The organism is Azospirillum sp. Sh1 (assembly GCF_008365135.1).
Lineage (GTDB): Bacteria > Pseudomonadota > Alphaproteobacteria > Azospirillales > Azospirillaceae > Azospirillum > Azospirillum oryzae.
Map to the genome: position 1 here is coordinate 102,862 of NZ_VTTK01000019.1, position 13,926 is coordinate 116,787.

The 13,926-nt window shown below is 66.2% G+C and carries 11 protein-coding genes and 1 pseudogene; 1 reads left to right on the plus strand and 11 read right to left on the minus strand.

Going from position 1 to position 13,926, the window contains the following annotated elements:
- Positions 1–5: 5 nt before the first annotated feature.
- The 11 genes and pseudogenes from FZ029_RS19370 to FZ029_RS19420 all read right to left on the minus strand — a co-directional run bounded on the left by FZ029_RS19370 (position 6) and on the right by FZ029_RS19420 (position 12,529).
- Positions 6–260 (minus strand): hypothetical protein, encoded by a 255-nt coding sequence (locus FZ029_RS19370; RefSeq protein ID WP_149271094.1) that lies wholly within the window; start codon positions 258–260, stop codon positions 6–8.
- A gap of 665 nt (positions 261–925) precedes the next feature.
- Positions 926–1,207: pseudogene (locus tag FZ029_RS19375) on the minus strand (transposase); the annotation flags it as partial.
- 239 nt (positions 1,208–1,446) lie between these two features.
- On the minus strand, positions 1,447–2,358 hold the full coding sequence (locus tag FZ029_RS19380) for an ornithine cyclodeaminase family protein (protein WP_149271096.1): 912 nt from the start codon (positions 2,356–2,358) through the stop codon (positions 1,447–1,449).
- Positions 2,359–2,457: 99 nt separating this feature from the next.
- Positions 2,458–3,747, minus strand: a complete 1,290-nt coding sequence (locus FZ029_RS19385) for a D-amino acid dehydrogenase (protein WP_149271098.1) — start codon at positions 3,745–3,747, stop codon at positions 2,458–2,460.
- Positions 3,748–3,796: 49 nt separating this feature from the next.
- Positions 3,797–5,458: a methyl-accepting chemotaxis protein gene (locus tag FZ029_RS19390; RefSeq protein WP_149271100.1), complete on the minus strand. Its 1,662-nt coding sequence runs from the start codon at positions 5,456–5,458 to the stop codon at positions 3,797–3,799.
- 18 nt (positions 5,459–5,476) lie between these two features.
- The gene (locus FZ029_RS19395) at positions 5,477–7,006 is read right to left on the minus strand and encodes a D-aminoacylase (protein WP_149271102.1); all 1,530 of its coding nucleotides are present in this window, start codon (positions 7,004–7,006) and stop codon (positions 5,477–5,479) included.
- A gap of 10 nt (positions 7,007–7,016) precedes the next feature.
- Positions 7,017–7,871, minus strand: coding sequence for an ABC transporter permease (locus FZ029_RS19400; protein ID WP_149271103.1), 855 nt, complete (start codon positions 7,869–7,871; stop codon positions 7,017–7,019).
- The gene (locus tag FZ029_RS19405) at positions 7,868–8,749 is read right to left on the minus strand and encodes an ABC transporter permease (protein ID WP_149271105.1); all 882 of its coding nucleotides are present in this window, start codon (positions 8,747–8,749) and stop codon (positions 7,868–7,870) included. The genes FZ029_RS19400 and FZ029_RS19405 overlap by 4 nt, the downstream gene beginning before the upstream one ends.
- An 11-nt stretch (positions 8,750–8,760) precedes the next feature.
- Positions 8,761–9,888 (minus strand): ABC transporter ATP-binding protein, encoded by a 1,128-nt coding sequence (locus tag FZ029_RS19410; RefSeq protein ID WP_247892396.1) that lies wholly within the window; start codon positions 9,886–9,888, stop codon positions 8,761–8,763.
- A 90-nt stretch (positions 9,889–9,978) separates the two neighbouring features.
- The gene (locus FZ029_RS19415; protein WP_149271107.1) at positions 9,979–11,358 is read right to left on the minus strand and encodes an amidase; all 1,380 of its coding nucleotides are present in this window, start codon (positions 11,356–11,358) and stop codon (positions 9,979–9,981) included.
- Between the two features lie 118 nt (positions 11,359–11,476).
- A complete protein-coding gene (locus tag FZ029_RS19420) occupies positions 11,477–12,529 on the minus strand; it encodes an ABC transporter substrate-binding protein (protein WP_188051983.1) in 1,053 nt (350 codons plus the stop codon).
- A 167-nt stretch (positions 12,530–12,696) separates the two neighbouring features.
- Between FZ029_RS19420 and FZ029_RS19425 the strand changes: the two genes are divergently transcribed.
- A complete protein-coding gene (locus FZ029_RS19425) occupies positions 12,697–13,560 on the plus strand; it encodes a MurR/RpiR family transcriptional regulator (protein WP_188051984.1) in 864 nt (287 codons plus the stop codon).
- Positions 13,561–13,926: the final 366 nt, after the last annotated feature.

Sequence of the window (13,926 nt, forward strand, 5' to 3'; positions counted from 1 at the left end):
TCCGCTCAGTCCGCGCCCAGCAGCTCGTCCCGGCGCGGGCTTGGCGCCTGCGCCATCGGCACCGTCCGCGGCAGCTCCACAGTGGGCAGCCGCCACTCCACCGGCGGCGCCGATCCCGGCGTCGGCCGGTATTGGTCCAGCAGCGCCAGCAGGGTCAGCAGCGCCAGGGCAAGCGCCAGCAGCAGCAGCCGGCGGTCCACCCCGGCCATAGGACCTTTGCCGTCGCCGGGTCCGGTGTTGTCGCGATCCAGCAGGGCCATGCTCCGTCCTCCCGTCCAGTCGGCCTCGTTCTCTGGAACAAGCTTGATCGATGCGACGGATGGTCACAATGTGGCTTTGGCGCAGCCTGCCTTCGGCTGAGACGAAGGCAGGCTGCGGCTCTTGGGCTTATGAGAATCGTCTGGAAGGAACCATAAAACGCGACGCTGGAACCATGGAATGGTCTCTGGAGGCTGTTTTGGAACCATAAATTAGTTCAGTAAAATCTTGGAAACAACAATGGCAGGCTGTATATTTTATGAGTGTTTTTATACACCCAAGGCGCGAGTTCTGTCCCGAGCGATGACGGCTGTAAAAGCACAAAATCATTGATTAGCGTGTTGGAATTTTTCCATTTCATTCCAGAATGAGTCCAGCGCAGGCAATGACCTTGTCGCCGTCTCTGACGTAATGACCAATCGTAAGTTCAGTGACGCCAAACCATCGGAAACCGGTATGACCAAGTGGAGCATTTCAGCTGCAGGCTCCCACATTTCTGATTGATGGCGAGCTTGCCGCTTCAGGCACTTGCCTCTCCTTTACGCGACAGATTTCGAACCTGGCCCTCCTCCGTATCAGTGGACACCTCTGCTAAGCTCCAGATGGAGCGGAGATGTGATTGCCCACCCGGGTGGCGGCAGCTGAGCCGTCAAGCGACGACGAAAGTGCCGTTGACCCGTGTCGTCGTCTCGTCCGAGGCGATGACGGGGGCCGTCAGGAGCTTGGCCTTGATCGCCGCGCAGGCGGTGTCGAACGCCGCGCCCATGCGGCGGAAGGCATTGGCGATGGCGCCTTCGGAGATGGTCAGCCCGAACACCTCCTTCAGCAGGCGTGACAGCCGCTCGAAGCCGACATGATGGCTGTGATGCAGGTAGGCCAGCAGCGAGCGGATACCCGGATCGAACGGCGTTCCCGGCGGCATGGCGGCGGGCGGCGCGGCCCGGTAGCGCGGGAGTAGGGCCTCCAGTCCGGGCGCGACTTTGCAAACGCCCAAACCAATCAGAACGCAGGTTGTTCAGACCCTCAGCTCGTCAACCGACCATGAAGGTGATAGTATTGTTGACGGCTATCTGCATACCAGTACGTCCGACCGCTGCAACAGTTCCGCTCTTGTTAAGGTAGCGTTCAAACAGCTTATAATTGGAATGCCCCCGCTACGAACAAGATCTCAGTGGCAATTCTCTAATCTTATGTGCGGATACAGAGCCGACAAGCAACGAGGTTGGCGAGCGCCACATCTTCAATTCCTACGCCAACCGACTTGTAGACGATGATCTGCTCGTGATCACCTCTCCACGCATTGGGATCGGCGACTACGGCGCCCAGTTCCTCCACACGCTCCCAGTCCACCGCGTCGCCGGCAAGCACCAGATCGCCCGCCTCGCGGCGCGCCTGCGGCTTCCACTCCACGACAATGCGCCCCGCGCGCTCGAGCAGGATCGCATCGATTTCCCGGGTGTCGGGCTTGCTTGATCCGATTGCCGCCACGAAGGCACCACGCTTCACTAAATTTCCGGAAAAAAGTGGGGTCTTGGCACGGGTGGCCGTGACGATGATGTCGGCCTCACGCACTGCCTCATCCGCCTCGACCGCCGCCGCATCGACACCGAAGCTGTCGCGAACCCATGTGGCGCAATCGACAGCCCCCTCGCGACCGACAATGTGCACGAGGCCGAATGTCCGGGTGGTCAGAAAGGCTTCCAGATGCGCACGGGCCTGGATGCCCGTGCCGAACACGGCCAGCACCTCGGCATCGGGCCGGGCCAAGGCATTGGCAGCCACCACCGTGACCGCCGCAGTGCGGAATTCAGTCAGCGCGTTGCCTTCCATGACGGCGATCAGCCGCCCATCCGTGTTGGAAAACAGAGGAAGGATGAAATTGAACTTGCCGCCCACTGTCGGATAGATCTTGGCGCCCGTAACGCCAGCGTCGGTGAGGATGGCACCCATCATGCTGAGCGATACACCGCCGCCTTGTACCCGAACGCGCTCCTGCATGGCGCCGCCACCGCGTCCATGATCACGGAAAGCGTCTGCCATGGCAGCAATGGCATCGGGAAAGGTCAGGACGCTACGAACGTCTGCATCGCTGATGAACACTGGAACCTCCGGAAATGGCCGAATGGCCGCCGTTGAGCAAAATTGGCAGATTGGTCGGTTCAATTGCCCGATCCGCCCGGATATCCGCCCAGGCACTCGCTAAGAGGCGGGAACCAGTTCGGCGCTGGTTGCAGCGAGACTGGGCAAGGTGAACCCCTGGAGCGAAATGGCCGGGCGACGGCCGGCCACCAGATCGCCGACGACCCGCGCCGACCCCATCGCCAAGGTAAAGCCGAGGGCGCCGTGCCCGACATTCAAGAGCAGATTGGACAATTTCGTCGGTCCGAGGATCGGCATGCTGGTCGGCGTCGCCGGCCGCAAGCCGCACCATGGCTCGACCTGTCGATAATCGGAAACGTCAGGGAAAGCAGCCCTCGCCTCCCGGATCAGCAGCGCCAGCCGCTGTTCGTCCATGTCCCGCCCGTACCCGACGATGTCGGCCATACCCGCGACACGCAGCCGATTGCCCAACGGAGCGTAGACGATCTTCCGGGCATAATCCGTGACGCTGACGGCGGGAGACGCCGCCGCTGCGCGCACCGCCACCGAAATGCTGTATCCCTTCAGCGGGTAGATCGGCAGATCGATCCCCGCCGTGCCGGCCAGCGCCCGGCTTCCCGTTCCGAAAGCAAGGACATAGGCGTAGGCCTCGATCGCGCCCTGGTCGGTTTCGAGCGCCAACACCCGCTCCCGGTCGCAGACGAACCGGCTGGCGGCGAGGCCATAGGCGAATTTGACATTGTAGGGCTCTGCACGGAGCAGCGCTTCAAGCCCGACGCAGAACCGATGGCAATCGGCGGCCTGCTCGCTGGGCGTGAAAATCCCGCCGACCAAGCGGTCGCGAATGCGGGACAGGGACGGCTCGATCGTCAGGCACTCTGCCGCCTCCACGGCGTGCTGAACGCAGCCGAAGCGTTCCTGGTAGCGCATTTGCGCCACGGCGCCCTGGAAACTCTTCTCGCTGGAGTAGACTACCAGCTTGCCCGTGCGGGAGTGCGAGAAGTCCAGTTCGGTTCGCGCTACGAACTCTTCCAGCAGAGCGCGGCTGTACAAGGAGAGGGCCAGCAGCCGCTCAGTTGCGCGGCGACTCTGCCGGCCGGTGCACGCCGCCAGGAACTGCAGGCACCAGCGCCATTGATGCGGATCGAGACGCGGATGGAAACGCAGCGGCGAATTGCGGTCGAGCAGCCAGAGCGGCAAATCCCGCAAGGCGCCGGGGCCGGCCAGCGGTGCGACGTAGCTGTAGCTGAGCTGACCGCCGTTGGCGTAGCTGGCACCGCGCGCCGAACCGTGCTCCCGGTCGACGACCGTGACTTCATGGCCGTCCCGGGCAAGGCAATAGGCGGTGGTCAGGCCGGCGACGCCGGCTCCGAGAACGATGATGTGCATGCGTGCGTCTCTCAATTGTAGCGCGGCAGGTGGAGTGCGGCCCCCCCGCTCACGCGGCGCGCAGCTGCGCCAGGAACCGGGCCACCGCTCCGTGCAGGTTTTCGGCTTCGGTGACGAATTCGCCGGCGACCGCCTGCACTTCGCGGACCATCTTCGACGAGGTTTCGGCCGCCACGCTGACGTCGGTGATGTGGTGCGACACCTTCCGTGTGCCCGACGCCACTCCCTGGACGTTGCGGGCGATGTCGGATGTGGCGGCGCCCTGCTGTTCGACCGCCGTGGCGATGGTGGCGGAGATCTCCTGCATGGCGGAGATCGTATCGGCGATCTCGCGGATGGCGGTCACCGCCCCGCCGGTGGCTCTTTGCATGGCGCCGACTTGCTCCTTGATCTCGTCGGTCGCCCTGCCCGTCTGCGAGGCCAGGCTCTTAACCTCCGAAGCGACGACCGCGAAGCCGCGGCCCATCTCGCCGGCCCGTGCCGCTTCGATGGTGGCGTTCAGAGCAAGCAGGTTGGTTCGGTGGGCGATCTCGCTGATCAGCGTGACGATGCGCCCGATGCGCTCCGCCGCCTCCTCCAGGCCGGCGACCATCGCGTTGGTGTGATGGGCCTTGGCGGTGGCCTCGCGGGCGACATCGGCGGCGCGGCTGACCTGGCTGGACACTTCGGCGATGGATGCCGACAGTTCCTCGGCACCGCCGGCCACGGCATCCACGCGCACCGACGCCTCGTCGGCCAAGCAGGCGACATTGGCCGCCTCGCGGCTCGAGCACTCGGCGGCCTCGAAGACGATGCCGAAGCGTTGCTGGAGCTGGCCGGCACGCTCGTTGAGCGCCGCGACCACGCTGTGCACGCTGCTTTCCAGGCGGTTCGAGATACCGGCCATCAGACGTTGCTGCTCGGCCGCGGCCCGATCGGCCTGTGCCGCCGCTTCGGTCTCCAGCCGCCCACGCTCCAGCAGCGCGTCGCGGAACACCTGGACGGACCGCGCCATGGTGCCGATCTCGTCGGAGCGCGAAGCATGCGGCACCGTGATCCTCGTATCGCCGGCCGACAGCTGCTGCATGACTTGCGCGATGCGCAGCATTGGACGGGACACCAGCCGCGCCACGAACGCATAGAGGATGACCGCTCCGATCACCGACGCCGCCGCTCCGATGGCCATGATCAGGCGCTGCTCGGCGAACCGTTCCGACGCAGCCCGCGACTGCGCGGCAAGGCTCGCGCGCTCCGCCTCGATGGTTTCGCTGACCGCGTGGCGGATGCGTTCGATCGCGGTGCGCGACGCGTCGGTGGCGGTCATGATCCGCATGTCGCCCTGCACCGCCTCACGCCACAGGTTGACCGCCTCGACGGTCGCCTCAAGGCGGGCGCGGTGAGACAGGTCAGCCGGCCGGAGCGCCTGCGTCTCGCCGACAAGGGTGTCGAACCGTCGCCTGAGCGTGTCCCTGAACGGCGCCAGAACCTCCGGATTGGTGGACGCCAGATAGAGGCTGACGGCCATGTCCTGCTCGGAGACGTTCTGGAGGATCTGCTGCAGCCGGCCGATCACTTCATACCCCTGGACGGTGGCCTCCCCGCTGCGGCCGATCGCCTCCAGACCCCGCAGATTGACGCCGGCCACGGCGAGCGACACCGCCGTAAAGGCACCGAAGAGGAGCAGCAGCTTGGCCGCGATGCCTCTGGCGCGCGTGCCCGGACCTGTGTTCATGAACGCCTCCTGCGCGGGTCAGGCCGCACTGGTGTGGGGATTGCGGATGACCCGCCCGGGACGCGCGCCGACGATGCCGCCGTCCCGCAGCACGGGCTGGCCGTTGACGAAGACGTGGACGATGCCGTCCGCCGGCTCGGTGGGGCTGCGGAAGTCGGCGCGGTCGCTCACCGTGGCCGGGTCGAAGACGCAGAGGTCGGCGTAGGCTCCGGCGCGGACTACTCCGCGGTCGGGAATGCCGAACTGTCGCGCCGGCAGCCCGGTCATCCGGTGCACCGCCTCTTCCAGGGTGAACAGGCCGGTCTCGCGGCAATAATGGCCGAGCACGCGCGGGAACGTGCCCCAGAGCCGCGGGTGCGGGTGCTGATCGTGCGGCAAACCGTCCGACCCGATCATGCAGAGCCGGTGCTTCAGGATGCGGCGGACATCCCCTTCGTCCATGTTGACGTAGATCGCACCGGCCGGCGCCAGGCGTCCCGCCGCTTCCTCCGGCGTGCAGCCCCAGTCGGCGGCGATATCCTCGACCCGCCGGCCGGTCGCCTCGGGAAAGGGGGTGGACCAGGTCACCCAGGTCTCGCTGGACCGCTTGAGCTTTTCCGGCAGCAGAACGGTGGAGCTTGCGGTGTATGGGTAGGCGTCGAGGGCGATGTCCGACATCTCAGCCGCCGCGTCGATGGCCGCCAGCGTCAGGACGCTACGCCCCCAGACCGACACGCCGAGACACTTGTGGTGGGAGATGACCAGCCGCACGCCGGCCGCCCGCGCGGTGGCGAAGGATTCCTCCAGCGACGCCAGCACCCCCTCCCCTTCGTCGCGCATGTGGGTGGTGTAGACCGCATCGTAGCGGCCGGCCACCGAGGCGAGCGCCACCACCTCTTCCATCGGCGCGTTGCGGCTGAAGGGATAGGCGAGGCCGGTGGAGAAGCCGAAGGCCCCCGCACGCATCGCCTCGTCCAGCATCGCCTGCATGGCGGCGACCTCGCTGTCCGACGCCGCGCGCGCCGGGTCGGCGCCGACCGATGCGCGCAGCCCCATGTGCCCGACCAGCGGCACCACGTTCACCGCGGGTGACGCCCCCTCCACCGCCGCCAGATAAGCGGAAAAGGTGCCGAAGAAGTCGTCCGTCGCCTTGCCCAGCACGTTCAGCGGGGCCGGCACGGCGCCGTCGGAGCCCGCGGCATCGAGGATCACGGGAGCGAGGCTGACGCCGCAATTGCCGGTGACCACGGTCGTCACGCCCTGCGTGACCTTCGGTTCCGCCTCCGGCTGGATGAGGATCAGCCGGTCGTCGTGGGTGTGGACGTCGATGAATCCGGGCGCCACCACCAGCCCGGTGACGTCCAGTTCCAGCGCGCCGCTGCCCTGGGGCAACGGACCGACCGCGACGATGCGGTCCGCCAGGATGGCGACATCCGCCGCGAAAACCGGTCGCCCGCTGCCGTCGGCCACCATGCCGTTGCGCAGAACCACGTCGTAGAGCGGGCGCGGTTCCCCGTTTCCGTCCCCGCCGCAGGGCTGCGGCAGAGACGGAGCGATGAGCTTTTCCATGGTGCGTGCCTTATGCCTTGGCCCGGCGTGCCGCCCGCGCCCGCAGTCCCTCGATGGTGCCCATCAACAGCACGGACATGACGATGATGAGCGTGGAAACCACCGCGATGGTCGGCGACAGGTCGAAGTCGATGTCCTCGAACATCTTGCGCGTCAGCGTCTTTTCGGTGCTGCTGGATAGGAAGTAGGAGATCACCGCCTCGTCCAGCGAGGTGATGAAGGCGAAGGCCGCAGCGGTCGCGAAGCTCGGTCCCAGCAGCGGCAGCGTGACATGCCGGAAGGCGCGCAGCCGGTTCGCCCCCAGGCTGGCCGCCGCCATCTCCAGGCTGGGGTCCATCTTCTGCAGGCCGGCCGAGACGGTGATGACCACGAAGGGCAGGCAGACCACCGTGTGGGCCAGCACGAAGCCGGTCAGCGAGCCCAGCAGGTTCCACTTCATGTAGACCATGTACATGGCGACGGCGATCACGATGTGCGGCACGATCATCGGCGCCAGCACGACGGCCCGCACCGCGCCCTTCAACGGCACCCTGCCCCGCACCAGCGCCAGCGCGCCCAAGGTGCCGAAGGTCATGGCCGCGACGGTGGTCAATCCGGCGACCTTCAGGCTGAACAGCGTGGCGCCGATCCATTCCGGGTCCTGGAAATACGCGACGTACCAGCGCAGCGACCAGTGGGCCGGCGGGAAAGCCAGATACTGGGTGTCGCTGAACGACGTCGGAATGACGACGAGGGTCGGCAGCAGCAGGAACAGGAAGATCAGGGCGCAGACGCCCTTGAGCAGCGCGTCGCCGAGGTGTTTCGAGAGGTTCTGGCGCCGGGCGGCCGCGTTGGCCGCCGGCGCGGAATGCGCGTGCGAGGTCATGACGCGGCCTTCTTGTCGAGCCCGAGGAAGCGGTTGAACACCGTGACGAGCAGCAGTGTGATGGCGAGCAGAAGGGCAGCGAGCGCTCCGGCGAAGGGCCAGTTGAGCAGCTCCGTGGTCTGCTGGCCGATGAGCGTGGCGACCATCAGCGTCTCCGGTCCGCCGACCAGCGCCGGTGTGACATAGAAGCCCAGCGACAGGATGAAGACCATCAGCACGCCCGAGGCGACGCCCGGCAGGCTCAGCGGCAGCACCACCAGGAAGAAGACGCGGACGGCGTTGGCGCCGAGGCTCTGCGCCGCCAGCGGCAGGTCGCGCGGGATGGTGCGCAGCGCCGCCCAGATCGGCAGGATCATGTAGGGCAGCAGCACGTGGGTCATGGCGATGGCGACCGACAGCTCGTTGTAGAGCAGCGGCAGCGGCGCATCGGTCAGCCCCAGGCCCATCAGCACGGAGTTGAGCAGGCCATTGCGTTGCAGGATGATGATCCAGGCATAGCTGCGCACCAGCACGCTGGTCCACAGCGGCACCAGGACGCAGGCGGTCGCGACGGCGAGCCGCCAGCCGCTCAGCCGGGCCATCAGGAAGGCCACCGGATAGGCCAGCACCAACGTCAGGGCGGTGACCATGGTACCCAGCAGGAGGGTCCGGCCGAGGATGCGCAGGTAGAGCGGGGACTCGGCGATGTGGACGAACTCGGCGAGGGTGAAGTCCGGGTTCCAGACGCTCACCGCAAGCAGGCGGCCGACCGGCAGGAGGAAGGCCACGCACAGGCCGATCACCAGCGGGCCGACCAGCAGCAGGGAGAGCGGTGCCGGAAATCTCCGTCCGTCGGTTTGCCACAGCGTGGCCGCAAGCCGTTTGAGTGATGCGGTCATGGCGGTGCCCCTCAATAGACCAGCGCGTTGGCGGGGTCCCAGGTCAGGGACACGGCCTCGCCGCGCGCGGGCTTCATCGCGTCGCTCTGCACCGGGACGCGCATGGTGATTTCGGGCAGGCCGTCGGAGCGAAGCAGGTAGATCAGCGTCGGGCCGGCGTAGATCACGTCAGTCACTGTGGCGCCCATCCCGCCGGCGGCCGCGGGTGCCAGAGCAATGCGCTCCGGACGGACCGTCAGACGCACCCGTGCCCCCGCCGCCGTGCCGTGACGGACAGCGGCGGCGGCCGGCGTGCCCCGCACCACCGCCCCGCCGGCAAGCCGCACCGTCCACTCCTTTCCGGCGGTGGCCACAAGCTCGCCGTCCAGCAGGTTGGTCTCGCCGACGAAGCTGGCGACGAAGGGGTTCGCCGGCCGCTCGTACAGCTCCGCCGGGGTGCCGACCTGCTCCAGCCGGCCGCGATTCATGACCGCGATGCGGTCGGCCATGGTCAGCGCCTCCTCCTGGTCGTGGGTGACGTAGATCACCGTGGCGCCCAGCGATTCCTGAAGGTGCTTGATCTCGATCTGCATGCGCTCGCGCAGCTTCTTGTCGAGCGCCCCCAGCGGCTCATCCATCAGCAGCACCGGGGGCCGGTAGACGATGGCGCGGGCCAGGGCCACGCGCTGCTGCTGGCCACCGGAGAGCTGTGCCGGCAGCCGCTTCTCCATACCCTCCAGCCCGACGACGCGCAGCGCGTCCAGCGCCTTGAGCCTGCGCTCCCCGGCGGAAACGCCGCGCATGCGCAGCGGGAACGCCACATTGTCGAGAATGGTCATGTGCGGGAACAGCGCATATTTCTGGAACACCATGCCGACGTCGCGGCGGTGCGCCGGCATATGTGACACGTCGACGCCGTCGATGCACACGGCGCCGCTGTCCGGATGTTCGAAGCCGGCGATCATCATCAGCAGCGTCGTCTTGCCCGACCCGCTGGGGCCGAGCAGCGCCACAAACTCACCCCGGCCGACGGAGAGGCTGACGCCGTCCACCGCCGTGAAGCTGCCGTAGTGTTTGATGATGCTGTCCATCGACACTGTTCCGCCGCGAATGGGCTGCAAGCCGGAATAGTCCTCGTGCATGGAGTGGGCTGTGGTCATGGAGTTCTCCTCTCAGGAGACACCCACCGCTGCATGGCGGCGGGGCGGGGTTCTTGGTGCGGCGATGGGGAATATTCGGGACGACGTGCGTCACGCCGCGACGCGGCACAGCGTCTCGCGCTGCCTTGGAACCGGGCTGTCGATGGCGCGCTCCGCCTTGGCCGCGAACGACAGCAGCATCGTGTCGTCATGGCGCCGCGCGGCGAACTGCAGGCCCACCGGCATGCCGCGGGCGGTGAAGCCGATCGGGATGGACAGCGCCGGGAGGTCGAGATAGTTGGCGAACCGGGTGAAGACTGTCGGCACGTGGTCCTCGTCCACCGCGGATACGGGGATCGCGCCGTCGGGGCAGGTTGGAAGCGCGATAAGGTCGAACCCGCGCATCGCGGCGTCGAACCGCCGCTGGTGCTGCCGCCGCTCCGCAATCATCGCCTCGTGCGGCGGCTTGCCCCGGCCGCTCAGGATGCGGTTGCGGACGACCGGCCCGAACAGCTCCGGCGTCGCCTCGATCGCCGCTCCGTGGGCGGCGTATGCTTCGTGGAGCGCGAGGTGGCCAGCAAGCACCGAATAGGTTTCAAGGCGCTCCGGACTGCCGAACCGTCCGATAAGGTGTCCGGCATCTGCTAGCTTGGCCAGGGCCGCCCGGTAGAGCGCCTGAACCTCCGGCGTCACCGTGTCCAGTTCGGCGTCATCGAGATCGCCGATCCGCACCGGAACACCGGATCTCTGTGACACCCCGCCGGCCGTCCCGTCGCCTTGCAACAGCGCTGTGAACACGGTCTGCACGTCCTCGACGGTCTGACCGAGCAACCCGACGACGTCGTGCGTCGGGCTGTAGGGGATCACCCCATCGAGCGGCACCAGCCCCGGAGAGGGCTTGAAGCCGACGATGCCGCAGAAGCCCGCGGGAATGCGCACCGACCCTCCGGTGTCGGAACCGAGTGCAAGCGGCGCCAGCCCGGCGGCGACCACGACTGCGGACCCGCTGCTCGACCCGCCGGGAACGCAGTGTTCCCCGGTGTTCCAGGGATTGCGGGGAATCGGGGATGCACTTTGGGTGCCCCAGCCGCCGCAGCCCAGCTCGACCGTCGCGGTCTTGCCGAGAACGATCATCCCGGCATCCTGCAGCCGCTTCACCGGCCAGGAGGACGCGGACACCGGGGCCGCTGGCCGCGCGTTCGACCCGCCGCGCGTCGGCAGGCCGGCCACATCGAACAGGTCCTTGACCGCCAGCGGTATGCCGTCGAGCGGACCGCGCGCCAGCCCGCTGCGGCGGCGGGCATCGCTTTCACGGGCCAGCGACAGGGCGTCGTCGGCCAGTACAACGAAGGCGTTCAGCGTCGGATCGTCCCGGTGAATGCGATCGAGACAGCCGGAGACGATGGCTTCGGAGGACAGATGGCCCTCGGCCAGAGCCGTCGCCAGTTGGGTCAGAGTCAGGCCGGACCCATTCGGGTGGCAAGCTTCCATGGTCGCTGTGTCCAAGGAATGATGCGCCGCTTCGGTGCGCCCGCGGCACGTCGAAATTTCTCGACTGTGCCGCGAACACCGGCGCCGTGGTTTCAGGATCGGGTGGCGATCGGGAGCGTCACTTGCTGAGCCAGCGATTCCACCGTTCGATGACCGCGGCGCGGTTGGCGGCGATCCACGCCGGGTCGATCACGGCCATCTTCGCCATGTTTTCCGGCGCCGAGCCACGCGCTGCACGGTCCTCGGGGCTGAGAAGCGCCAGCATGTTGCGGTTCGAGGTGTCGTATTTGAATGCGTTCGCGAAGGTGAGGTGGGCTTCCGGGCGGGTCAGGTAATAGTCGAGAAAGGCGTAGGCCTTGTCCTGGTTCGCTCCACCCTTGAGTAGCGCCCAATATCCGATGTTCGGCACGGCGTCGTTCCAGACGACGGAGATGGGCAGCCCCTGGTCCTTGAGGACGAAACCGCTGCCTGACCACATCATGGCCATGACGACCTCGCCGGAGCGGAGCAGCTGCATGCTCTGGTCGCCGGTGCGCCACCAGACGGCGATCGATGGGCGCAGCTCGTCGAGTTTCTTGAACGCACGGTCGAGGTCGAGCGGGAAGAGCTTGTCCCGCGGCACCCCGTCGGCCATCAATGCCGCCATGAGCGGCCACCAGGGCGCGCCGGCGTTGGGCATCGCGCGCGGTCCGGGGAAGCGCTTGACGTCCCAGAAATCGGCCCAGGTCTGTGGACCGCCCTGAGCGAACCGCTTGGCGTCGTACACGATGCTGACGCCGCCCATGGTGCGCAGCAGGCCGCGCTCGGTGCAGGCACCGTCAACCGCCTGGGAGAGGTTCGTGAGCCTGGAGCAGTCAAGCTTGGCCAGGCTGTCGGCCTGCGCCACCAGATCCTCCGGCCAAGCCGTGACGATGTCCCAGCCGATAGCGTTCGCCTCGCGCATGGCCTTCACCTTGGTCCAGGTTTCGGCGTTGCTGGCGGCCACCGGACGGATGCGGATTCCGGTCTTTTCCGTGAAGGGCTCATAGAAATTCTTGCGCAGCGCCTGCTCGAACGCGCCGCCCGTCGCGACGACGACCAGCTCCTTCTCTTGCGCACGTGATGGAGCCGCACTTCCCAGCGCGACCGCCAGCGACGCGGACAGGAGGGTAAGGGTCCGCAATGAAAGCAAGATGTCCTCCCTTATGAGTGGGCAACGCACAGTTTGTGGAGCTGTGCATTTCGCTAAAGAGGTTTTATGAAAGATACCTTACATCGTTGCATGAGTGGTCGCAATGTGTTTTTCATAGGCATCCGTTTATGAAATTTGCACGACATGCGCACCGGGAAGACCGAGTAATGAACCTGCTGGAACGGATCGGCCTGCGCCGCACCGACCTGACGGAAAGCGAGCAGACTCTCGCCCGCTACGTCGCGATGAACTACGCCGGTCTGGCCTACGAGCCTGCCGCCCAGATTGCGCAGAAGTGCGATGTCAGCGCGGCGACCGCGACGCGGTTTTTCACGAAGCTGGGCTACGACAGCTTTGCCGACGTGCAGCGAGAAGTCCGCGAACAGATCGAACAGCGCCTTAGTTCACCGCTCGGCCGCTTGGGGTCGAAGGGGGCCAACGCGGAGTCCATGACGGACCTGGTCGCCCAGACCCTGGAGCGCGATCTGCGCAACATTCAGGCGGCCAGTGCCGGGATGCAACCGAGCCGGATCATCGGCATGGCCGAGATTCTCGTACAGTCGAAGGGGACGCTCTACGTCTATGGGGAAAAGAAGGCGCATGCCGTCGCCTTCTACCTGTACGCCCAGCTCAACCTTTGTCTGGACCGGGTGGTGATGCTGACGTCCGAGCAGTCGCTGCTTGCGGACCGCTTGCTGCAGGTTGGCCCCGACGACAGTCTGCTGGTCGTCGATCCCCGACGCTATGCCCGTTCATCTCTCTATGTGGCGCAAACCTTCAGTGAGCGCTCGGCCCAGGTTCTGCTGCTCGGCGACAGTGAAACGTCGCCGATAGCCGCGATGGCCAGTTTCGGCATTCACTGCCCGGTCGAAGGGGCCTCGTTGTTCGATTCCTATGCGGCTCTGATGTTCGCGGCCAACGCTCTGAGCAACGTCGTGGCCGCACTCCGCAAAGCTGAAATAGCCGACCGCCTAAAGGAAGCGGAGCGACTCTGGTCTCGCTTCGAGACATTCGCAATCAAGGATAAATAGTCCGGCGAGCACGGATTCATGATCTCGGATTGTTGAATGGATAGCGGCGGTGCTGCAGGGAAGCCGGGAGATGTCGCCGTTCTCGACAAGCTCGGCAGTCATAAGAGTCTGTCCTGAAAGATTATTTCCGACCGAGCCGCCGGAGCATCAGCCGGATCATTGCGATGCGGATGAAGGCAACGGAGGTGCGGAGGTACTGCTCGTAATGGCGTACGAGGCGTCGGCAGCGTGTGATACCGACTCTCCTATGAAATGACCTTCTGGAGCCAAGGCGGGAAGCAGAGGGATATGATGCGGCCGGTTTCGGCGACGAGCGCGTTCCAGGCGTCGCAGCAAGCGTCGATGATGGTGTCCTGATCGGGAAAG